This is a genomic window from Sporosarcina sp. Y838 (genome assembly GCF_056786515.1).
Genome location: NZ_JBXCJD010000002.1, coordinates 42,138 through 65,845, shown reverse-complemented (window position 1 = coordinate 65,845; position 23,708 = coordinate 42,138). Strand labels below are relative to the sequence as shown.

Genomic DNA, 23,708 nt, shown 5'->3' with positions numbered 1-23,708 from the left:
TCATATTTAGCGTGATTTTGGAGGAATAAAGTGTGTCTATCCCAACAACTAACAAGCAGTCCGTAGCAATCGGTAAAGCGAATAAAAGGAAGTATATGTTAGAAAAGGTGTCTTCAAGAGTATTCTTGATTTGTGCGCTTCTTTCAGTCGTCACTTTATTGTTGATCATTGGATTCGTATTTTATAAAGGAGCTCATCCCTTTGTCGCAGAGGGCTACAGCTTTATAGATTTCATCTTTGGTTCTGATTGGATACCGAGTGAAGATAAATTCGGTATATTCCCAATGATTGTTGCTTCCATTTACGCAACAATTGGCGCATTGATTATCGGAGTTCCTATTGGTTTATTTACAGCTATTTTCTTAGCAGAAATTGCCTCTAAACGGGTAGCTAAAATTATTTCACCAGCCATTCAATTGCTAGCGGGTATCCCATCTGTATTATATGGTGTATTTGGACTTGCAATCATTGTTCCATTTTTACAAGATACGTTCGGTTTAGTGAAAGGACAAAGCTTACTCGCTGTTATTCTGGTGTTGGCAATCATGATGTTACCGACAATTGTAACTGTAGCAGAGACGGCGATTCGTGCTGTCCCTCAAACGTATCGTGAAGGATCATTGGCACTTGGCGTTTCCCATATTGGGACCATTTTTAAAGTCATTGTACCAGCAGCTAAGTCGGGAATTATGACGGCAGTCGTCTTAGGGTTAGGTAGAGCAATCGGAGAAACGATGGCAGTTATCTTAGTTGCTGGGAATAGTTTAATCGTTCCTACGAGCCTAACAGACAGTGTTCGACCACTTACGACGAACGTTGCATTGGAAATGGGTTATGCATTCGGCACACATCAGGGAATGTTGTTTGCAACGGGAATTGTTTTATTCTCATTTATATTGATTTTGAATTTTGTATTAGCCAGAATCAGTTCGAAGGGTGGCAACTAAGATGAGACAATTTAAAGATAACTTGTTGCGTGGCCTTTTATGGTTCTCGGCAATCTTATCGGTTGCAGTCCTCGTTATGATTGTTGGATTCATCTTTTATAAAGGATTTCGTTTAATCAGTTTCGATTTCATCTTTGGCGATTATTCACCAACTGGTGGCGGCGGTATTTGGCCAATGATTGTAACAACAATCTACACAATTGTTATTTCATTGATCATTGCAACACCTATTGGGATATTAGCGGCCGTTTACTTGCAAGAGTATGCGAAACAAGGTCGATTGGTAAGAGTCATACGTTTTGCAACAGAAAGTTTGACAGGAATCCCCTCGATTATTTACGGTTTGTTTGGGGCAGTATTCTTTGTAACAACCTTAAAGTTAGGCATGTCGATTATTGCCGCTTCATTGACATTAACGATTATTGTTCTACCTGTCATCATCCGAACAACGGAAGAAGCTTTGAAAACAGTACCTGCTTCGTATCGTGAAGGTTCGTTGGCACTTGGAACAACGAAGCTACAAACCTTATATAAGGTGATTTTACCGAATGCCATGCCGGGAATTTTGTCTGGTATCATCCTATCTGTAGGACGAATTGTTGGTGAGTCAGCTGCCATCTTCTTAACTGCAGGAACTGTTGCTGCCATGCCAGAGGGGATCTTTTCATCCGCTCGAACGTTGACGGTTCACTCTTACTTAGTCACACAAGAATCGGGAGACATTGAACTTGCTGCGGCAGTGGGTATTGTTCTAATCGTTATCATTTTAATCATCAACCTTTCAGCGACTTACATATCAAAGAAATTAAACAAAGGAACCAACAAATAAGGAGTGCTTATCGATGACTACAGCAGTAATGGAACCAGCGATCACACAAAATCAATCAGGAGAGGTATTTGCGCATATGGAGCAAAATATAGGACGTACATCGAAAATTAATGTAACGGATTTGAATTTATTCTATGGTGAGAAACAAGCGCTGTTCGGCGTCGATCTTGCTATTCGTGAAAATGAGGTTACTGCATTAATTGGACCTTCAGGGTGTGGCAAATCGACTTTTTTACGTACATTAAACCGCATGAATGATTTAATTGATGGTGTGAAAATTACAGGTGAAGTTGTCATTGATCAAGAAAGAATATATAGTTCAAGTGATGTCATCAAATTACGGACTAAAGTGGGAATGGTGTTTCAAAAACCGAATTTATTCCCAATGAGCATTTTTGACAATGTTGCGTATGGTCCAAGAGGGCAAGGCATCACTAATAAAAAAGAATTAAATAAAATTGTAGAAGAGAGTTTACGCGGAGCAGCCATTTGGGATGAGGTAAAAGATCGTCTTAAAACCTCAGCACTGGGTCTGTCTGGTGGTCAGCAACAGCGTGTTTGTATTGCACGTGCCATTGCAATGAAACCGGATGTGATTTTAATGGATGAACCTACTTCTGCACTCGATCCAATTTCTACATTAAAAGTAGAAGAACTCATTACAAATTTGAAAAAAGAGTTTACAATTGTTATTGTTACTCATAACATGCAACAAGCAGCACGAATCTCGGATAAAACAGCTTTTTTCTTGAACGGAGAAGTTGTTGAGTACGATGATACAGATAATATTTTCTCTACACCTAAGGATCAAAGAACAGAGGATTATGTCACAGGTCGATTCGGATAACAGGGGGTAACTGAGGATTATGCGTGAAAACTTCGAGCAGAATTTAGAGGAATTGAAAAAGAAAATTACCTATATGGGCGAACTATCCATTACTGCCCTAGAAAGATCAATCAAAGCCTTGAAAACACAAGACGTTGAGCTGGCTATTAAAACCATCGAGGGCGATACTGCGATTGATAATATCGAAATGGATATTAACCAGTTTGCCATCTGGATTATGGCTAAAGAAGCACCGATTTCAAGGGATTTGCGTGAAATCATTGGAGTACTTAAAATTTCATCTGAAATTGAACGAGTTGGCGATTTCGCCGTCAATATTGCAAAATCAACGATTAAAATTGGTCAAGCAACATCTTTACTGGACTTAACACAACTAGAGAAGATGAAAGATCTATCAGTTGAAATGCTTGGAAAAGCACTCCAATCCTTTTTCGATGAAAATATGGTACTTGCTAAAGAAGTTGGCGACTTAGAGGATGAAGTGGATGAAATAAGTGGTGACAACTATAAAAAACTGACTGATTATCTAAGTGAACATCCAGAAGAAACCAATCAGCTTGTCCAATTAATCTTTGTAAATCGTTACCTTGAAAGAACAGCAGACCATATCACAAATATCGCTGAGAGTGCAGCGTATTTAATCAAAGGTCAGATATATGATTTTAACTCGTAACTTTTAGCTTTTAATTAATCAGAGTTGTCCTATGGGTCGGGAAATTACCGGGCTGTGGGATGACTCTGTTTTTTGGTGTTTGGGGGTGGGATGGGGAGTTTTCTAACGAACTTGGCTAGGTGTCCAACGAACGCCTCAAAGTGTCCAACCAACGGGGAGGTGTCCGACGAACTCGGTGAAGTGTCCAACCACCCCCAAAAAAATGCAAAACCTATCATGAACAATGCCAAGTATCCATTGAATTCTAGATTTTCTGGATACCTGGCAATTTACGTCCGCTTGCTCTAGACCGAATCATTGTTTGTACGAAGTTTCTTCTCCTAAATAGTTTCTTTACATTGACTTCCGCAGCAAGCACCCCAATTAACACTAGGACAGCCCCTACATATCCTTTATTTGTAAGGATTTCCCCTACGAAAATATAGGCAAAGAATGCTGCAAATACGGGCTCTAATGAAAAAATCAGACCTGTACGTGTGGGTGTCGTATGTTTTTGGGCTACAGTTTGGCCAATAAATCCAACTGCACTACACAAAATGCTTAATGCTAAAATTGCACTCCATGATTCCATGTTGCTTGGAAGTTGTGGTTTTTCGAATAACAGTGAAAAAAGAAGGCCCCATGCACCTGCGAACCCAAGCTGTATGACTCCAATGGAGATGGCATCCGCATTTTTTGTTACACTCCCTGTCACGATGATGTGAAGGGCGTAAAACAACGCGCCTAAGATACACAAGAAATCTCCAGTATTGATGGTAAATGCCTGGTTTAACGTTAATAGACCGATTCCTGTAATCGAGATACATAAGCTGACCATCACTCTTTTTTCAGGTTTCTTTCGAGAAAAGAGTGCTAATAACAAAGGAACAAAGATAACTGCAAGACTAAATAAGAATCCGGCATTTGATACTGAAGTCGTTTTTAATCCGATCACTACAACGGAAGTGCATAAGAATAAAAGCGATCCGAGTAAAAATCCATGCTTGATTGTTTTAGCATCAATTTTAAGAAGGCGTCGATAAAATACAAGTGCAGCTACAAGAAAAGCAATTCCAAAACGTAATGCAATTAAGTTAAACTCTTGAATCGTATCGAGGCCCATCTTCATAAACAAATAGGACGCCCCCCAGAACATTGTCACCATGACCATCATCAAGTCCGCTTTTACTTGTGTACCCTTACTTATTGAATTATCCATATTACGCCTCCAGTTCCATTTATTATTTAAATTCAACGATAGTTATTGATTAGTTTTTAGTATACATGTAGTATTTAGATAATAAAAATGAATGTTTTTAAGTCGTTAGTTGAATAAAATTCACGTGAAAGGATTGAGGAGGTTGTCTCTTACCAAGTTTGAAATATTTAGTACAGTTGTAGAATCAGGGAGTCTCAAACAAGCGGCAGAGATTCTTGATTTAACGCAATCCGCTGTGAGTCATGCAATTGCTAGTCTTGAATTCGAATGGGGATTTATCATCTTGATCAGAGGACGTGCAGGGATCAAGTTGACTAGTAATGGAGAACGCGTATTAAAGCATATCCATGAAATATTAAATAGAAATGAACAAATGATGCAAGAAATTTCCAGCATTAAGGGTCTGGAAATTGGTACCGTACGCATTGGAACTTTTTCGAGTGTTTCCATTCAATGGCTACCAGAAATCCTGAAAAGTTTTAATGCGGATTTTCCTGCTATCGATATTAAGTTATTAGAGGGGGGTTACGATACGCTTGAGCATTGGATCGCAACGGGTACGGTTGATTTTGGCTTTGTTTCGTTACCGACTTCGAAGTCATTTGATGTGATTTTCTTGAAAAAAGACCGCATGCTGTGCATTCTTTCTGACGAGCATCGCCTCGCAAACCAGCAGGAGGTAAGTGTTGCAGACATTAAAGATGAGATGCTGATTATGTCGAAGAAAGGGAGCGATAATGATTTGATGCGAATTTATCATGAAAACAAGGTAACCCCTAATATTAAATTTGAACTTGCGGATGATCAAGCGATTATTTCAATGGTTCAAAATGGGTTGGGAATTAGTATTCTTCCAGAAATGGTTTTGTACCGCGTTCCGCATAACGTTCGTATTCTGAGCTTAGAAGGAGAACATTATCGCTCTATCGGCATCGCAGCCCCATCTTTCAAAACCATTTCTCCGGCCGCTCAAAAATTTATTGAGTATATGAAAGTATGGCTGAACAATTCCGACCGCTAAAGCGAAGTGGTGAGGTTCTAGGTACTCATTAAATGTTCCAAAAAACTCTTCAACTTGTTTAACAAAAACCTGACGCTGTCCAACAAGGAAATCACGCTATAATAGTTATTGATCCGAAGAATGCTATGTCGAGGAGTGAGAAGATGAAGAAGTATGGTTTTCTTTTTGTCGTTATGGCTAGCTTAATTCTCGTCGGCTGTGCATCGAAAGAAGCGAAGCAGTTTATTGAGACAGATAACTTTAAGCAAGAAGTTGAGCAAATAATTTTGGATAAAGGAGAAAAAGAATACGACCTTGAACTGGATTCGAATATGAAAAAAGCCAAGTTTGCTTTAAATCATGGAATCCCGACCGTCAATGAAAAACGGGTGCTCATTCCTGTGAAGACGAAAAATCAACCAATCTTCACATTTAATGCGGATGCGGAAATACATAGAAAAGATGACGGAACGATGGAACTCATAGACGTCGATATTGAAGGCAATGGTGCAAACGGTTTAGGTATGCTTGGTGAATTTCTATTAACAAACCTTTTTCAGCAAGCTTATGAACAGGAATTAGATAGGCTTGGGGAATTTGATAACAATGTAAAAGTTAAAGTTGATAGTGTAAGTGTTCAGGCAAAAAGATCATTATTCATTGAGAGTAAAGAAGAAGAGCGTAAACTGGCATTTTCTTTGTCCGAAGATTACAAGTTAGGGAAATTTGAAGATGTAAAGAATATAGAAGAAATGTTGGATAAACATATGCGAGACGAAGAGATTTCTTCTATAGTCCCACTGTATCTTCCTGAAATCGATCTAGAACTGTTGAAACCGGCTGAAGAAAACATAGTAATGGAAGAAAAGTTCAACCAATTCATTGCCCATATTAAGGATTCTAAAGACCTCCCAGCAGCGATTTACTATGTATATTATTCTCCAGAATCGGAAGAAGAGGAAAGATTAAATGAATTAATAATCGTGGAATAAGATAACTAATAGGGGAGTTGAAGGTGAATTCTATGATGAGGTAAAGAATGGGTTTCTTAACTAATGTGTTTTGAAAGTGGGAAATTTACCTGCTTTCTTTTTTATGGATTAGTTTTGGTACCTCACTGAAGTGTCCAACAAACCTCGGAGAGACTCCACCCAACTCAGCCAACCGTCCAACCACCCCTGCAAACCCTCCAACAAAAGCGGACTCCCAACCTCTTTTACCCGTCCACTCATCCATCCCCATTCATAATCGCCCACCCCCTCACATAAATAATACTGTATCTAACAGAATTAACATGTGGATACAGGAGGTAGGAATTACTATGAGAGAAAACCATGGAGGGGAATCAATCTCTCCCACGCAACTAAACAGAAATATATTAAATTCGCAGACTGTAGGTGAAAGAGGTCCTGTACTGGAGCAGGACAGTATTTTGCATGAAACATTGGAGGACTTTGTCCATACAAAAATTATAGAAAGACCCGTTCATGTGAAAGGCTTTGGTGCTTTCGGATATTTTCAGACAGTGTATTCCATGGCAAATTACACAAAACTTAGCTTTTTACAAAATCCCGGGCAGCAAGTCCCGGTTACGGTGAGGTTTTCGTTTGCCGTAAGCACGAAAGGCACACCGGATACCTCACGAAATGTGCGTGGGTTTTCTACTAAGTTTTATACAGAAGAGGGTATTTTTGATCTGGTCTTCAACCACATCCCTGTATTTTTGGTACGAGATGCCATACGCTTTCCGGACTCCATTAAGGCTTTTCTCCCCTCGCCGGTAAATAACTTGATGGATCCCGAACGATTCTGGGGATTCATAGCCACAGCGCCAGAAGCAACCCATTTCGTTGTTCGGCTGTACTCTGATGCAGGCACAGTAAAAAGCTTTCGCCACATGCCGGGTCACAGTGTGAACACCTACGTTTGGAGGAATGAGCAAGGCGTTCGCAGTTATGTTAAATACCACTGGATTCCTGAGGCGGGGGAGCAGTATATAGACGCTCAAGAAGCGGCCAGGTGGAACTGTGAGGATCCGGATATTGCAGGTAAGGACTTACATGACACAATCGCTTCAGGAAAGCTCGTTGTCTATGGGCTTTACGTGCAGCTCATGAATCCACAAGACGCAACCACTCTACCCTACGATCCATTGGATGATACGAAAATTTGGGATGAACAGCAGTACCCGTTGATCCCGGTTGGCCGCCTGATGTTGAACCAAAATCCGGATAACTATATGGAACAAGTGGAGAAAGTGGCATTTTCACCGTCCAATCTTTTGGATGGGGTCGAATTATCTGATGATAAAATGCTGCAAGGGCGCGCCAATATTTACTCGGATTCTCAGCGTCGGCGGCTCGGACCCAACTTCCGCAAAATCCCCATCAATCACCAGAGTGACTGGACGCCCGCAACACAAGTGACAAGTGGAAATGGCAGATATGTGGAAGGTCATCTCGTACGATCCGATTTGCCAAAACAAGATGATTTTACGCAAGCTGGGCAATATTATAACGCGCTTCCCCCTGTGCAGCAAGAGCACCTAATAACGAATCTTTCTGCTGATCTCGCCGGCATATCCCTTGAAACGCAACGCATCGTATTGACGTATCTGCACAACGCATCGTCGGAATTAGGAGAACGGGTTGAAAAGGCAATTGAAAAGCAGGAAAAGGGTTAATGCTAGGCACCTGTGCACAAAATTACTCGGAAAGTGCAAACAATTTCATACTATTGAAATCAAGACCAGACAAATTACTGTCTGGTCTTTCATGTGCAAGACTATAAAAAATAACTATAAATAATTCTGGCAATTTAAATGGTATAATTAATAAATTCGCTTTAGTGTATACAATTGATAAGGGAGCGGTTTTATGAAACATGAAAAACTGTTATACATAGCACTGGGAATAGTTGTACTTGGCTTAAGTGTCTATCTCATTTTCAATCAATTAGGTAAAGATAATGTAACCATCGAAGAAAAGACCGCTGATCCAAAAGGTGGAGGCGGGGAAGATTTTCAAACAGTCATTGAAATTGACGAAGTAAGAAAAGAACCAATTGAAAAGGAATTCCCAAGCTCGATGGATGAATTTGATGTGCAAGATGCGATTCATGGCATGTCACATCAAAAAGTGCAAGCAGCTGATAAATGGGGCTTCATTCCTTTAACCCAAGACCGTGTGAAACGCTTGATAGAAGTCGTTGACGAAAACAAATTAAACTATGAGCATGCAGACACATTTTTGCGGATCCTTACGCGCTGGTCAAACAATGATTTCTCACAGGCAGATGACGATCATAATGCCATTTGGGAACTTCAAGAAGGGACTGTGGGACGAGCAACAGGAATCTTGAGTGCACAGGAAGAAAGGAAATTCATTAAAAAACATTTTAAAGTTGAAGTAAAAGAAGTAATGCCAGATTAAAAACTGGGGTTATTTCTTTTTTTGTTTATATATTTTGTTGTAAAGGGTTTTGTAAGGAGAAACTTCAAGAAGTTTTTCATTTCCATAGTGTTATGTCCCTTTTTGATTAAATCAGACTCGATATATCCTAGGTATCCGCTCCGATGTGTCTTCAGTTAAATTTCAACGCCCGAAATGGTACCTTCGAGCGCTTTGAAAATAGATAGAAAAGCATCTATTCTTTCATTTTATAAAGACATGTCTTGACCATTATAAGGATTGACGGATAAATAACGGGTGCAGGATGACCGAAAAGAGTGAAGAGATAAGTGGAAAAGTCACTTATCTCTGTAGGTTTCCCGACAATGATTTAGTGTTCACTTTGTCCAAAGCGAACCGTTAATGGCAAGCAGGAGAATGCAGCGCACTGTATTTTTATATTTTTTCAATCCTAACCCATCGCCAATAAAACGCTTGAATTTCATGATCGTTTCTTGCATTAGAAGCCATTTTAGGGGTTTATTCACGGGCACATTAACAAACTATTTACATTAGCAACACATTTGCTTAATGTTTGTTTGATAAATTATTGATGTAAACAAAAACGAAACGGAAAAAATAAGTGTACCTGGGAGGCACCATGGCTAAATTATTAATACGTAATTTATCAAAAGAATATAGTGGCGGTGTAAAAGCGGTCAATGACTTTAATTTATCCATAGATGACGAGGAGTTTATTGTATTTGTTGGGCCGTCAGGTTGTGGGAAATCTACAACATTGAGAATGATTGCCGGATTGGAAAGTATTAGTGAAGGTGAAATACTCATCGATGATAAGGTCATAAATCGTCTTCATCCAAAAGATAGAGACATTGCAATGGTCTTTCAAAACTATGCGTTGTATCCACACATGACTGTATATGAAAATATGGCCTTTTCTTTGAAATTAAGAAAGACACCCAAAAAAGAAATAAAAGAACGTGTGCATAAAGCAGTAAAAATCTTAGACATTGAATCTTTGTTAGGTAGAAAACCAGCGGCGTTATCAGGTGGTCAAAGGCAACGTGTAGCCCTTGGAAGAGCAATTGTACGTGATGCTAAAGTGTTCTTGATGGACGAACCCCTTTCTAATCTTGATGCAAAATTAAGAACTCAAATGCGTGCAGAAATTACAAAGCTACATAAAGAATTGAAAACAACAACCGTCTACGTTACCCATGATCAAACGGAAGCAATGACCATGGCAACTCGAATTGTCATATTAAAAGATGGTGTCATTCAACAAGTCGGGACGCCAAGAGAAATTTATGCAAAGCCGAACAATATTTTTGTAGGTAGTTTTATCGGTGCCCCTGCGATGAATTTTATTGAGGGGACATTAATAGACAGTGGATTGGATGTAGCAGGAACAATCATTCCGCTCCCGATTGTTCAAATTAATCATTTACAAGCAAGAGGATATGTAAATAAAAGCATTGTCATCGGTGTAAGACCTGAACATATTAATATTTGCGATGAAGAGAGTGTAAACGACACGAGATACAATTTTACAACGAATGTTGAGTTAGCTGAGCTAACAGGATCCGAGACCATTTTACACGTGACTTTGAATAAAAAACAGTTGGTTGCGAAAGTAGATATGATTGAACCATTTGATGCTGACCAAGCAGTTGAAATGGTATTCGATTTTGACCATATACACTTTTTTGATAAAGACTCGACGGAACGAATTGAATTAAATTCGATAGGGATGAACGCAGATGAAACAGTTGTCGCTATTTAAAAAAACATTAGGAACCTATCAGATTACAGTTACCCCAGATGCACATCAATCCCATGTTTTATTAAGGGTGGAAGTGCCAAAGTCGACGCAAGAACTCGTAATTCAATACTCGTATTCACCAAGCGAGGAAGAGGGAAAATCGAATATCGATCAATTGTTTTCATTGTTTCAACAAGAAAATAATATGGCCTCTTCAGATAGAGCACATATTCAATCCGTGAGAAACTTAATCACCATTTCAGCCAGTTCAAGTCAAGGATATGAAGGAAGTTGCCATCGGTTTGAGCCGGCAAGTACGATTGTCATTAACAACACAGCTTCTTCACCAGGTATGAGAACAGGGAAAATCGAACCTGGATTTTGGGATATATCTTTTAACTTACATGCGCTAGTCACGCCAAAGACCATAATTACTTGTACAATCCATGCCTTATATGAAGATGAAATAAGCGTTCAACTGCCTATGAAAATAGAAAAATTAGAAAAAAAGCCCTTAAAAAGAGAACGCAACAAAAAAGTGCATTCTATTTATCAAAAAGTTGAGTTGCATTCACACACACAACATAGTGACGCAATACATACAACGACAGAATTAGTAAACGAAGCCATTAAGCAAAAAATCGATTGGCTAGCGATAACAGATCATAATACGTTAAGCGCATTTGATGGACTATCCATTAAAAGTCATTCAATCCAATTGATTAAAGGAATCGAAATGACGACATTACATGGTCACTTCTTAACATTAGGCTATCAAAATCAAAAGCCGGTAGATTGGACCTTAATTGATCGATTTAATATTAATGAAAAACTAAAGGTTATGAAAGAACAAGGTTTAGTCATTGGGATCGCTCATCCTTTTGATGTGGGCAGTCCATATTGTACAGGCTGTAGATGGCGGTATGTTTTGGAAACTGTTGAATATGTAGATTTTATCGAAGTATGGAATTCAGAAGACCCCCACGATTCGTTGTCAAATGCAGATGCCGTTGCAAAATGGACGCAGTTGTTAAATGACGGTATTGAAATGGCTGCCACGTGCGGAAGGGATTGGCATCACTCTAATACAACAAAAAAACCTGCCTATTTGTATGTAGAGGCAGAGAAAAATGCAACTGAAGATGAAATATTACATGCTGTTAAACTCGGCAGAAGTTATATGACGCTTTCACCGAAAATCGAATTTGTCATTAACAATGAATGGACAATCGGAGACAGGATTACTATAGATGATTTGCCTGAATTGGAAATGCGCATTCGACTGATCAACGCAGAAAATGTGAATATAGTTAAAATAGAATCAAATTTGGGAGAGTTATATGAAAGTGATCAGTTAGATACGAATTATTCGCTTAATCTAAAAGGAATAAATGAGCTGAAATGGTTAAGAGTATCTGCATTTGACCATGATCTCAATCGAATCTTATTAACGAATCCCATTTATTTTGCTGACAATCAAAGAAGTGATTAGGAAGGAGGATTTACTACATGGTGGTCACAACCGGGAAATATAAGGGGAATTCAACTCCGTTGAGAAAGAAAAAAAGGAAAGTTAAGCCAATGAAGCTCAACTATGAAAATTTATGGCAGCATCGGGCGCAATATTTAATGCTTTTACCTTGTATCCTATTCTTCATCATTTTTTCTTACTTACCAATGGCTGGTATGGTACTGGCATTTAAGGAGTTTCGATTTGATACAGGCATTTTTGGTGGTGCTTGGGTTGGGCTAGAATACTTTCGACGGTTTTTCCAAGATCCTCAAAGTTGGACGTTTATAAAAAATACACTCATCATCAGTTCGATGAAATTAATTCTAGCATTACCATTTCCAATTATTTTGGCACTCATGTTTAAAGAAATAAAAAACGATAAAATCAGGGGGATTTTTCAAAGTATTACTTACTTGCCCCACTTTCTATCGTGGGTAGTGGTTGTGGGAATACTTCAGAGTATTTTAGCACCAAACACAGGGTTGTTTAATCAGGCACTGTCCTTTTTCGGCGGTGATGGAAGCAAGTTTTTCTTAATGGATGAGGCAAGTTTCCATCCAATAATGTTTTGGAGTTACGTTTGGAAGGACATTGGCTGGAATTCAATTATCTATTTTGCAGCGATTGCTGGTATTAACCCTGCTCTATATGAGGCTGCAGCAATTGATGGAGCGAATCGGTGGAGGCAAATCTGGCATATTACACTAACGGGGATAAGACCAACAATCTTAATCTTGTTTATTCTCTCGTTAGGAAATATTCTATCTGCTGGGTTTGATCAAATCTACCTGTTGAAAACGCCTGGAAATACAGAGGTTTCCGAAATCATCGACACGTACGTAATACGTACTGGACTTCAAAGCGGTCAATTTGGCTATGCGACAGCAATTGGAATGATGCAAGGTGTTATCGGATTGATCGTCGTACTCGTCGTCAATCGTTTTGCAAATAAGAAGTTTAATACATCGTTATGGTAAATGAAAATCACAAGGAGGAATTTACAATGAAGAGGTTATCACATCGATTATTCATACTGTTATTGGCGGGTGTTTTATTACTCACTGCCTGTTCAAATGATACAGACGACAGCGCGGGACGCGAAAAGCCTGAGGGAGCGCCAGATACATGGATTGCTGACCGAACAATAAAAGGATTAGTGTTTCAGGGCGCAGGAGATACATCTGCAGAAATAAACCCGGAAATCGCTGCAGAATTAAAGAGAAAAACAGGAATTACATTAGAATTACAAGGGATTACTGGAAGTTCGACGGATGCATTGACTTCAGGGTTGGCCGCGGGTGATTTACCAGATTTTATCGCCTATTATTTAGATCATAGTGGACGACCTGAAATGCAAGTATTGTTAAAGGCTGGTCGTGAGGGCATGTTCCATGATTTAACGCCTATGCTACAAAACTCAACTATTTATAGTAAGTATTTTGAAGAAGGTTACTTACCGAAAGACACAAGAGACAATATTATGTTTAGGGATGAGTTTGACAAAGAAAGCTATTTTGTACATATGTCAATCCCACGTGAGGAAGGTACAGTAACTCGTAAATATGTTGGAGGACCGTATATTTTAAAAGACATCGTTGATGAATTAGGCATCAATCCAGCAGAAATAGACACAACGGAAAAGCTACGTGAATTAGCTGAACAGATAAAGGAAGGTAATTTCGAAGACAATAATGGGAAACCAATAACACCGATTGGTCCAACGGCATGGGGTGGACAAGACAGAGACTTTATTTTTAATGACCTAGTGTGGACTGGTGCAACAGGTGAGAAGTTCTTAAAAGATAAAGTTGGAAAAATAAAGCATGAATCACAAACAACTTACGGACTAGAACGAGTCGAATTTATTAGAGGATTATTAAACGAAGGGCTACTACATCCAGAGTTCTTCACGATGGAAGAAAATAGAGCGAAAGAAGGCATTGTAAACAAATCGTTCGGTATTGTTTCTGATATGCATAATTACGTTGTACAAAATAATGACATGAAATATGTTCCACTTGGACCTATAGATACAGTGAACGGCGATTATAAAATGCAGTTGTCTTACAAATCTGGATATGCCGGATGGTCAATTCCTACAACAACGAAGCACCCAGAGGATGTAGTGAAGTTAGCCGACTTTTTAGCAAGTCGTGAAGGGAAATTATTAAGTCAATATGGAATTGAGGGTAGAGATTATACGTTGAATGAGGATGGAAATCCGATTGTGAATGAAGAAGTTTTAGCGTTAAAAGAAAATGATCCAGCTGAAGCAGCGAAGCTTGGTTTCAGAGGCGCTGGCTCCTATTGGGCTGAGCATCTTGGCTATACGGATATCGATAATATGGCGGATTTCGGTGAATATGAATATGGCGAAAGTATAGCCAATGACAATCAACAAGCTTCTCAAAAAATAATTGAACTATGGAATTATGATGAAAAATTTGCAAATGCCAGTGTAATTGATGGGTCGACTTCTAAATCATTTATCTTTGAATTTGACAATGGTGACAATTTAAATATCGCTTTAGATACGTACAATGAAAACTTGTTGCGAGCTTACTATAGTAAAACGGATGAAGAAGCGAAAGAAATTCTACAACAATCAAAAGAGTTACTTGAAAAAGCTGGATTAGATGAGTATATAGAGCTCATCGAGGAAAAAGAAAAATCAGGAACGACAATTAAGTTTTAACTTCATTCAGCAGGGGTTCACCCATGCTGAATGGGGAGAAATTGAGTTCCATTTCTCCTTGTTAAAGCCTCCGGCGGATGTCACAGATTTTGAAGGGAGTTAATTGAGCAAGCTCAATTCAAAATCTTGACGCAATCACACCGAGGCGTGATTGATAACTAAATAGCTTGTTTTCTTTAGTAAAGAGAGCAAGCTCCTTTTAAAGGAGGGGTTGGCATGTCAGATGGGCACAGTAAGTCATGGCGTTTCTTTAAAATATTAAATATTGTCATTGTGGTTCTACTTTGTTTAACAATCATTCTCCCTTTTTTGAATATACTAGCCCTCTCATTTAATGATGGAACGGATGCCCAGCGTGGCGGAATCAGTTTTTTTCCTCGAGATTTTAGCTTTGAAAACTATGTAGAGGTATTTAAGGAATCAGCCATACTGAGTGCATTTGGTATAAGTTTGTTTAGAACGATCGTAGGAACGGTTATTAGTGTGTTTTTAACTGCAATGGCAGCTTATGCACTTAAAACAAAGACCTTACCGGGAAGAAAGTTCATTACATTTTTCGTCTTTTTCACGATGCTATTCAGTGGAGGAATTGTACCGTATTACTTGGTTTTAACTGAGCTCCACTTAACAAACACGATTTGGGTATATATTATTCCAAGCCTTTATAGTGTGTGGAATATTTTAATCATGAGGACGTTTTTCTATCAAATTCCAGACAGTATTGAGGAAGCAGCTAGAATCGATGGTTGCACTGAGTTTCAAATATTCTTGAAAATTATTCTTCCAATGAGTAAACCTGTGATCGCAACAATTGGCCTATTTACTGCTGTTGGTCATTGGAATGATTGGTTCTCGGGGTCCTTCTATGTTAGAGATCCTGACCTTAAACCACTCGCAACGCTGCTTCAAGAAATGTTAACGAGTCAACAAGCATTAGCCGATAGCTTGTTGAGAAACTCTGGTGCCTATGCAGCTTTAGAGAATATAACGGTAACAGGTGATTCGTTGAAGATGGCAACGATAATCATAGTTGTTGCACCAATCGTCATGGTTTATCCGTTTATCCAAAAGTATTTCGTGAAAGGTGTAAATATTGGTTCAGTTAAAGAATAGGAGGTTGAATGATGAAACTTACTGTGGGAGAAGAAGGGAAGTTCAGGATTTTGCAATTTACGGATTTACATGTGGGTTCAATGCCATTTCATGATCATGATGATCTTACGTTTAATCATTTAAAAGAAATGACTGAGAAAGCCAATCCGGATTTAATTGTCATTACAGGAGATTTAATATGGTCTGAAGGTGTACCAGGTCCTGAAAAAAGTTTTGAAGCATTAGTAGACGTATTAAATGCATTAAATAAACCAATAGCGATTACATACGGTAATCATGATGCAGAAGAAGGCATTACACGTACGCAATTACGAAAGATGGAAGAAAAAATTGGACAATTGGTTGAGAAAAAGCATTTGCATGTTGTTGAGGATAGAGCTTCTTATTGTGTTGAAATTAATACCAATGAAGGTGATGTTTCACATGTACTCTACTTAGTTGATAGTGGTGCAATTGACCCGTTAAAGATTGGTACATATGAGTTTGTCCATCCTGACCAAGTGACGTGGTTTAACAAAGTTTCCGAGTTATATAAGAATAGGGAGAACGAAGTGAAGCAAGATTTATTGTTTTTACATATTCCACTTCCGGAATATAAAGATGCATGCATGCATGGAAAAGTAAATGGTCAAAGATATGAGAGTATCTCTTCACCTATGGTCAATACGGGATTATTTACGTCGTTATTACTAAACGGACATATTGCAGGCGTATTTTGTGGCCATGATCATGACAACGACTTTGTTGCCGATTATCATGGCATTCAATTAGGCTACGGTAGAGTGAGTGGGTTTCAGTGTTATGGAGAGCTTGTGCGTGGTGCCCGTGTAATCGAGATGAATCACAAACAATTATTTCAGACATATCTCATAGAAACGAACAACTATAGAAATTATAAGTAAATGAAAAACTTCAAAGAAATTCCTAATTTTAAATATCTATTCATTCCTTTATTAGTAGAGCAATTTTTTCAACTATTACTAGGTAACATGGATGTGCTAATGCTTAGCCAGTACTCAGATAATAGTGTTGCTTCCGTTGGGCTAGCAAATCAATTAATCGTCGTCACAACTATGATATACGGATTTATAAATATTGGAACAACGATTCAGCTAACCCAACTTTCAAGTACGGATCAAAGGAAAAAAAGCGCAAAAATATTTACACATGCAATATATTTAAATGTCATTTTCACTATCATTATGATGACTATACTACTCTTTTTCAACGAAACTTTACTAAAATTAATTCAAACACCAGAAAACTTAATGGCCGAAGCATCGATTTACTTAAAAACAATCGCATATGGACTCATTTTTCAATCCATTATGGGTTTGATGGGAAGTGTTTTTAGAAGTTATTCGATGGTTAAGTTTGTGATGTCTGTGACAATATTCATTAATGTATTAAATATTATATTCAACTATACAGTCTTATTTACACCCATAACCATTTTCGGCGAAGGCGTTTTTGGTGTTGCAGTTTCGACCAACATAAGCCGGATGATTGGTATGATTATCCTGTGCATCTATTTTTTGAAGTATAAGCAACTCCTTTTTGGTTTTATAAATTGGAAAAGTATTGAATTGAAAGTCATAAAAAAAGTACTTGTACTTGGCATTCCTTCAGCCGGAGAACATGTTTCTTACAACTTATCGCAAGTGATCATCACAGGTTTTGTCGCAAGTTTGGGCGCTGCTACGATAACAGCGAAGATTTATACACAAACAATTACTTCGATGGTATTTGCATGTTCAATGGCAATATCGCAAGCAGCTCAAATCATAACTGGTAAGCTGATTGGCAGCAATATGAAGGATATGGCTTACAACTTTTCAGTGAAGTTATTAATGAAGAGTATCCTTGCAACCACTACTTTAACAGCTGTGATTGCATTGTTATCTTCATTTATTATTACCTTATTCACCACAAATGAAGAAATCATTCAACTGACGATTCCGCTATTTTTTCTAAGTGTTTTATTAGAACCTGCTAGAACAGCAAATGTGATCCTTGTTTCAACTTTGAATGTAGCGGGAGATGTGAAGTACCCTGTATTAATCAGTATTATTGTAGTATGGGGGTTTGTCATTCCGATGAGCTTTATTGTCGGCGTTTGGTTAGGGTACGGGTTAATAGGAATTTGGATTGTATTTATAGTAGATGAGTGGATCCGAGCTTTATTGTTATTTTTACGCTGGAAAAAAGGTCATTGGAAAACCTTAAATATACTGGTGGATTGACAATTTTGTAAAGATAAGAGCCGCTGTAAGGGAGGATGTCATGATGAATAAGGACGAACGATACCGGTTTATTTTAAGTCAATTGGAAAAGTACGACAAAATAATGGTCGCCGATATTGCGAAGAGTCAAAATGTCACCCCCGAAACGATAAGAAGAGATCTGGCAGATCTTGAGATGAATTCACAACTGACGCGTATTCATGGTGGGGCGGTTCCTTTTATACCTACTCAAAAAGAGATGGTCTATGAAAGTAAAATGTCATTAAACTATGAGAATAAGTTGAAAATCGCCAAAAAGTCCGCGGAGCTCATTCAGCATGGAGATACGATAGTGGTAGATGTAGGTACGACAACGGTTCACATTGCAGACATGATTGAAGATATCCAATCATTAACGATTGTAACGAACTCTTTGAGTGCAGCCATTCGATTTAATTTAGCGATTGAAGAAAAACGTATTTCAGGACAAGTGATTATGCTACCTGGAATTACGCATCCTGAACAATCATCTGTGAAAGGCACATACACCGTTGAATTTCTAAAAAGATTTAATTTTAACAAGGCCTTTATATCTTGTGGTGGGGTAACCAAAGACGCTGTCTATGATTTTGATATGGATGAATCACTCATATCAGAAGTCATGATTCAGCAAAGTCAAGAAGCCGTTTTGCTTACCGATTCATCCAAGTTAAATAAAAAATCGGTGTTTGAAGTAAGTCCGATTTCCAAACTAACCAAAATCATTTGTGATCAAGAAAAACCGTTAGACTGGCTCGAAAGTGGATATGAGTGGATATCTGTTACTGATCCAGTTCTGCAAAAGGAGGATGAATCGAATGAAAGTAGATTATCATATACACCTTGAAGAAGGACCTTACTCGTTATCGTTTGTTGAAAAAAGTTTGCAAGCAATGGAGCATTTTGATCCAAGTCAAAAAAGTAAGCATACGAAAGAATGGTTGGTCGAATCCAGTGATAGGATGAGCAAACGTTTGGATGAAAGTGAATACTCTACATGGTGGTTGGACTTCTATTTGCAAGAAGCTTTAAATAAAGGGATTAAAGAAGTGGGTATTGTTGATCATTTATACAGGTTTAAGGAAACAAGAGAATACTTCACTAGATACATAGATTTGCGTTCGGATGAAATAGGTAAGCAACAAGCAGATTGGTTAGATAAAGTGATGGTAAGAAGTTTACAGGATTTTGTTTCGTTGATAACGATTGCAAAAAAAGAGTGGAAGTCAAAAGGTGTGGCGTTGAAGTTAGGAATAGAAGCGGACTATTTTGTTGGCGGAGAAGATGAATTGAAATCTATCTTAAGTGACTTTGACTTTGATTATGTAATTGGGTCTGTTCATTTTTACGATGGATGGGGATTTGATAACCCTGCCCTCCAAAATAGATTTAAACTGTATGATGTAAATGAGCTTTACAAAAATCATTTCGAAACAGTCAAAAAAGCTGCGATGAGCGGGATCTTTGATTTCATCGCGCATTTAGATAATATAAAAGTTTTTAATCACCGACCTCCTGAAACGAGTTTGGTCGATGTGTATAAAGACATAGCAAGAGTGTTAGTTGAAAATGATGTAGCAACAGAAGTCAATGCAGGATTATATTACCGCTATCCTGTTAAAGAATTATGTCCAAGTCCTAAGTTTTTGGATATCTTAGTAGCGGAAGGGGTAAAGTTCACTACGTCATCTGACTCGCACTACCCGAATGATGTAGGTATTTACGCAGATCAAATAAAGAGCATGTTAATTGAAAAAGGTGTTAAAGAGGTAGTGACTTTTACGGATAGAAAAAGAGTCATGAAACCTTTTCACTTTGATCATCTCGTTGTTTCATATTAACTGGGTAACTCATTAAAACTGCATTATAAAAAGACCAGACAAATTGGAAGTGTCTGGTCTTTTTAGGTGCGTTGTGAGCAAAACTAATCAGAGAATACAATGCAATTGTAGTTTAAAAGAGGAAGACAAACACAAACACAAACACAAACACAAACACAAACACAAACACAAACACAAACACTTACTTGGTATATTTTAAATTTTTAATTAAAATTTGAAGTGTCATAACTTAACAATATATATCGCTCCTTCCACTAAATGGGATTCCATTTTTGAACTTTACATATACTCAAATAAACTGTAATATCAATCATTGGGGACTGCTAAGGGAGGGAATGAATTCATTTTTTGGGGACAGTTACATAGTTTGCGATTGACGCAACGAGATGAAACGAATTTTTATATCATAACAACTTAGAGTGAGGGGTGCGTGTCGTTTGAATAACAAGAAAAAAGATGTGAAACAGGAAAGCGCTATGGAGCGATTGGGGATTTCACTAGCGAATTGGAGTGAAAAGTGGTTCCCGGATGCGTATATTTTTGCGGTGATTGCAGTCATTTTAATTGCAATTGTTGCCTTACTTATGGGACGGACTCCCGTTGAAATTGGAGTCGATTTTGGTACTCACTATTGGGACTTAATACCTTTTACAATGCAAATGGCCTTTATTATTATTACTGGATACGTAGTAGCTTCTTCTAAACCTGTTCATACACTAATTGCAAAACTTGCTGAAATTCCTAATTCACCGAAGAAAGCAGTCGCTTTTGTAGCGTTCTTTTCTATGTTTACATCTCTCATAAGCTGGGGATTTAGCTTGGTGTTTAGTGGAATTCTTATTAAAGAAATTAGCAAACGCGTCGACGGTGTCGATTACCGAGCGATGGGCGCGGCAGGATTCCTTGGGCTTGGAAGTGTTTGGGCTCTAGGCCTTTCTTCTTCAGCCGCATTGTTAATGGCGACGAAAGCCTCAATTCCACCTGCTTTGTATGAAATCAGTGGTACGATTTCGATGTCGCAAACGATTTTCACTTGGCAAAACTTAGTCATGATCGTTGTTCTAATCTCTTTATCAGTGTGGATTGCTTATGTGTCTGCCCCTGGTAAAGACAAAGCGAAGACTGCCGAAATGGCTGGTATTGATTATAAGAGAATTGGTGCCCTTGATACGGAAAAAAAGAAGGCTGAAAGGCCGGGAGAATGGCTAGAATACAGCCCGATCTTAACGCTTTTATTGGTCGGTATCGGTTCGATTTATATTATAAATGTGATTGCGCAAACAGGACCAATCGCTGCTCTTAATCTCAACAATTACAACTTCATGTTATTAATGTTAGGATTGCTTTTGCACTGGACACCAAGAAACTTCTTGAATTCAGTTGCCAATTCAGTACCTGCCATTGGTGGTGTGCTCATTCAGTTTCCTCTCTATGCAGGGATTTTCGGGATCTTAATGAACTCTGGACTGAATGATGTGGCAGTGAAGTTCTTTCTGTCGATTTCGACTGAAAATACGTTTCCGCTAATCGCCGGGATATATTCAGCCATTTTAGGGTTGTTTCTCCCTTCAGGTGGTGGAAAATGGATTGTGGAAGCGCCGTACTTGCTCGCAGCCGCAAAAGAATTAAATGTGAGCATGGCCTGGATTGTACAAGTATATAATGCTTCAGAAGCACTTCCCAACATGATAAATCCATTCTTTATGTTGCCTTTATTGGGTGTTTTGGGTGTCAAAGCAAAAGACCTTGCCGGATATTCCATTTTACAATTGATATTCCACGCACCCGTGGTCCTATTCTTAGTATGGATTTTGGCAAAAACAATGCCTTATATAGCTCCTATCTTTGAATAAGTTTACTAGATTTTTGACCCTTGGGAACTCTAGTAGGATGCATTTAGATATTCCCGAGTAACGGTTGCTTGGTTGTGAGACAAATCGGAATTGTATTAGAGCCAGGCACCTTAAAATCATAAACAAAAAACCAGACATTGGCGAATGTCTGGTTTTTTGTTTATGATTTTTCAAGTACGGGTATCCTTCATTAATCTGCGTCTTAGAAACCAGTTATTGACGAATGAAAATATCCGTGATCTGGTAGGACCCGTATTCATCAACAATGATTGTATAGTCTTTTTCACGCTCGTAGTAGATGAGTTCTCCTGTTGCTGTGGTAAAGTCGAATTGTTCAAGTGTCGATACATAAGCTATTTCGTCGAGAATTTCAATCCCAGTGACTGTATTGTTTGTGAAATTAAATGTCATCCCTTGACCCGAAATCTCTGCTACATAGTCCTCCAGTTCACCATACGCCGCACTACCGGGCAACACCATGTCTTGAATCCAGTAAAAATCTTCATCTTGCAAGGCCATTGCGTAATTGTCACGAAACGTGAGGATGAAACTTTCCAATTCAATTTCATCGAAATAAACATTTGGCGTGACAGGGTCTTCTTGCTCCACGACTTCTTCTTCGACATACTCCTCAACGTACTCCTCGTCATTGTCTTCCGCTTCCGTGGTGGCAATTTCGTCGGTGTACGCATCATAGAAACCAAATACCTCGGCAACTTGTTGATGCGTCATGGGGGATTTAGCCCAGGAATCCAGAAGGTCGACCATGCTGTACATGGGAATTGAGAAAGCGAAATTATTTTTATTCGTATAAAGAAGTGAATTAATGCCAATCACTTTTCCAGTTTTGGCATCCAAAAGTGGACCGCCACTGCTTCCTTGGTCAATCTGTGCATCGACTTGATAGACATTGTCATAGCTGAATTCAAAATCAATCGTTCGATTAATGCCTGTCAAATAGCCGACAGAAGCGGAGTTTTCCAATCCTTGGGGGCTGCCGAGTGCAATCACTTCGGTTCCAATCGCGGATTCTTGCATTTCGACAGAGAGCGGTTCCGCGTTTACATAGTCCGCAACTTGTATCAAAGCAACGTCATAAAGATCTGATATGCCGATGACTTGCCCAGGTGTGTCCTTGCCGCTCGAATCTCGGACAATCACCTCCGTATAACCGACGACAACATGCGCATTCGTTACGACCAATCCGCCTTTTTTATAGAGGAAACCGGATCCGAGTCCCTCTTGCGTGAAAATCGTAAAGACCTTTGGCAACGATTCTTTAATAACTGCCGTTTTTTCTTTTTCAAGACTTTGTACACGTTCCACTTTCTTAACAACAGGCTGCACAACCTGTTCCACTTCTTTTGGTTTTTCCACAGCCACGCTCTGAACCATTTCGCTAGGCTTCTTGTCGTTTAACACTTGAACAAGCACATATCCGACTCCTGCCAATAAGAAGACAGTAAAGACGATGCCTATCCACAACCACTTTTTTCCGGATTTCTTAATAGAAGTACCGCAACTGCCACAAAACAGTGAAGTCGCTTCGTTTTTACCCCCACACTTCTGACAAAACATGGCCATACCTCCAGTAGTTTATTACTATAAGTATCACCCTATTCGACTTAAATTGAAAGAGTATTTTGTGTTAAATGTATCCGTGCAAGAGGAACCTTAGAATTATGGGGACTGTCTGATGTTCGTGTAGTTATTGGTCTGCATGCAAGCATTATTTATATACTTACGCCGATGATATCAATTAGTAC

General features: G+C 38.7%; 21 protein-coding genes. 18 read left to right on the top strand and 3 right to left on the bottom strand.

Going from position 1 to position 23,708, the window contains the following annotated elements; translation table 11 throughout:
- Positions 1–32: 32 nt before the first annotated feature.
- The 4 genes from pstC to phoU all read left to right on the top strand — a co-directional run bounded on the left by pstC (position 33) and on the right by phoU (position 3,296).
- Positions 33–947, top strand: a complete 915-nt coding sequence (pstC, locus tag AC1TO4_RS03060; protein WP_482104098.1) for a phosphate ABC transporter permease subunit PstC — start codon at positions 33–35, stop codon at positions 945–947.
- Between the two features lies 1 nt (position 948).
- A complete protein-coding gene (pstA, locus tag AC1TO4_RS03055) occupies positions 949–1,776 on the top strand; it encodes a phosphate ABC transporter permease PstA (RefSeq protein WP_482104097.1) in 828 nt (275 codons plus the stop codon).
- Between the two features lie 76 nt (positions 1,777–1,852).
- The gene (gene pstB, locus AC1TO4_RS03050; protein ID WP_482102202.1) at positions 1,853–2,623 is read left to right on the top strand and encodes a phosphate ABC transporter ATP-binding protein PstB; all 771 of its coding nucleotides are present in this window, start codon (positions 1,853–1,855) and stop codon (positions 2,621–2,623) included.
- Between the two features lie 19 nt (positions 2,624–2,642).
- Entirely contained in the window at positions 2,643–3,296 is a 654-nt protein-coding gene (gene phoU / locus AC1TO4_RS03045; protein WP_482104096.1) for a phosphate signaling complex protein PhoU, read from the top strand.
- Between the two features lie 244 nt (positions 3,297–3,540).
- Here the strand turns inward: phoU and AC1TO4_RS03040 are convergent, their stop codons facing one another.
- A complete protein-coding gene (locus tag AC1TO4_RS03040) occupies positions 3,541–4,494 on the bottom strand; it encodes a DMT family transporter (protein WP_482104095.1) in 954 nt (317 codons plus the stop codon).
- Positions 4,495–4,636: 142 nt separating this feature from the next.
- Here AC1TO4_RS03040 and AC1TO4_RS03035 point away from each other — a divergent pair, with 142 nt between their 5' ends.
- Complete coding sequence (locus tag AC1TO4_RS03035) at positions 4,637–5,515, top strand: LysR family transcriptional regulator (protein ID WP_482104094.1); 879 nt, start codon at positions 4,637–4,639, stop codon at positions 5,513–5,515.
- 143 nt (positions 5,516–5,658) lie between these two features.
- On the top strand, positions 5,659–6,486 hold the full coding sequence (locus AC1TO4_RS03030; RefSeq protein ID WP_482104093.1) for a hypothetical protein: 828 nt from the start codon (positions 5,659–5,661) through the stop codon (positions 6,484–6,486).
- Between the two features lie 85 nt (positions 6,487–6,571).
- Here the strand turns inward: AC1TO4_RS03030 and AC1TO4_RS03025 are convergent, their stop codons facing one another.
- Positions 6,572–6,736, bottom strand: a complete 165-nt coding sequence (locus AC1TO4_RS03025; RefSeq protein ID WP_482104092.1) for a hypothetical protein — start codon at positions 6,734–6,736, stop codon at positions 6,572–6,574.
- Positions 6,737–6,815: 79 nt separating this feature from the next.
- On the opposite strand from AC1TO4_RS03025, the gene AC1TO4_RS03020 reads away from it, so the two are divergent.
- The 12 genes from AC1TO4_RS03020 (at position 6,816) to AC1TO4_RS02965 (ending at position 21,942) form a co-directional block, all read left to right on the top strand.
- Positions 6,816–8,177 carry a catalase gene (locus AC1TO4_RS03020; protein ID WP_482104091.1) on the top strand — a complete coding sequence of 454 codons (1,362 nt, stop codon included), beginning with the start codon at positions 6,816–6,818 and terminating at the stop codon, positions 8,175–8,177.
- Between the two features lie 193 nt (positions 8,178–8,370).
- Positions 8,371–8,925, top strand: coding sequence for a DUF6241 domain-containing protein (locus AC1TO4_RS03015; RefSeq protein ID WP_482104090.1), 555 nt, complete (start codon positions 8,371–8,373; stop codon positions 8,923–8,925).
- A gap of 619 nt (positions 8,926–9,544) precedes the next feature.
- The gene (locus tag AC1TO4_RS03010) at positions 9,545–10,687 is read left to right on the top strand and encodes an ABC transporter ATP-binding protein (RefSeq protein ID WP_482104089.1); all 1,143 of its coding nucleotides are present in this window, start codon (positions 9,545–9,547) and stop codon (positions 10,685–10,687) included.
- Complete coding sequence (locus AC1TO4_RS03005) at positions 10,665–12,158, top strand: CehA/McbA family metallohydrolase (protein ID WP_482104088.1); 1,494 nt, start codon at positions 10,665–10,667, stop codon at positions 12,156–12,158. Before AC1TO4_RS03010 ends, AC1TO4_RS03005 begins: the two co-directional genes overlap by 23 nt.
- Positions 12,159–12,247: 89 nt before the next feature.
- Positions 12,248–13,156: an ABC transporter permease gene (locus AC1TO4_RS03000; RefSeq protein ID WP_482104369.1), complete on the top strand. Its 909-nt coding sequence runs from the start codon at positions 12,248–12,250 to the stop codon at positions 13,154–13,156.
- 26 nt (positions 13,157–13,182) lie between these two features.
- Positions 13,183–14,874, top strand: coding sequence for an extracellular solute-binding protein (locus AC1TO4_RS02995; protein WP_482104087.1), 1,692 nt, complete (start codon positions 13,183–13,185; stop codon positions 14,872–14,874).
- A gap of 216 nt (positions 14,875–15,090) precedes the next feature.
- Positions 15,091–15,987 (top strand): carbohydrate ABC transporter permease, encoded by an 897-nt coding sequence (locus tag AC1TO4_RS02990; protein WP_482104086.1) that lies wholly within the window; start codon positions 15,091–15,093, stop codon positions 15,985–15,987.
- 11 nt (positions 15,988–15,998) lie between these two features.
- The gene (locus AC1TO4_RS02985; protein ID WP_482104085.1) at positions 15,999–16,889 is read left to right on the top strand and encodes a metallophosphoesterase family protein; all 891 of its coding nucleotides are present in this window, start codon (positions 15,999–16,001) and stop codon (positions 16,887–16,889) included.
- The gene (locus tag AC1TO4_RS02980; RefSeq protein WP_482104084.1) at positions 16,890–18,230 is read left to right on the top strand and encodes an MATE family efflux transporter; all 1,341 of its coding nucleotides are present in this window, start codon (positions 16,890–16,892) and stop codon (positions 18,228–18,230) included.
- A 43-nt stretch (positions 18,231–18,273) separates the two neighbouring features.
- A complete protein-coding gene (locus tag AC1TO4_RS02975) occupies positions 18,274–19,095 on the top strand; it encodes a DeoR/GlpR family DNA-binding transcription regulator (protein ID WP_482104083.1) in 822 nt (273 codons plus the stop codon).
- Entirely contained in the window at positions 19,067–20,089 is a 1,023-nt protein-coding gene (locus tag AC1TO4_RS02970; RefSeq protein WP_482104082.1) for a histidinol phosphate phosphatase domain-containing protein, read from the top strand. The genes AC1TO4_RS02975 and AC1TO4_RS02970 overlap by 29 nt, the downstream gene beginning before the upstream one ends.
- 437 nt (positions 20,090–20,526) lie before the next feature.
- Positions 20,527–21,942 (top strand): short-chain fatty acid transporter, encoded by a 1,416-nt coding sequence (locus AC1TO4_RS02965; RefSeq protein ID WP_482104081.1) that lies wholly within the window; start codon positions 20,527–20,529, stop codon positions 21,940–21,942.
- 213 nt (positions 21,943–22,155) lie between these two features.
- Here AC1TO4_RS02965 and AC1TO4_RS02960 read toward each other — a convergent pair whose 3' ends face one another.
- Positions 22,156–23,520 (bottom strand): trypsin-like peptidase domain-containing protein, encoded by a 1,365-nt coding sequence (locus AC1TO4_RS02960; RefSeq protein WP_482104080.1) that lies wholly within the window; start codon positions 23,518–23,520, stop codon positions 22,156–22,158.
- Between the last annotated feature and the right edge of the window lie 188 nt (positions 23,521–23,708).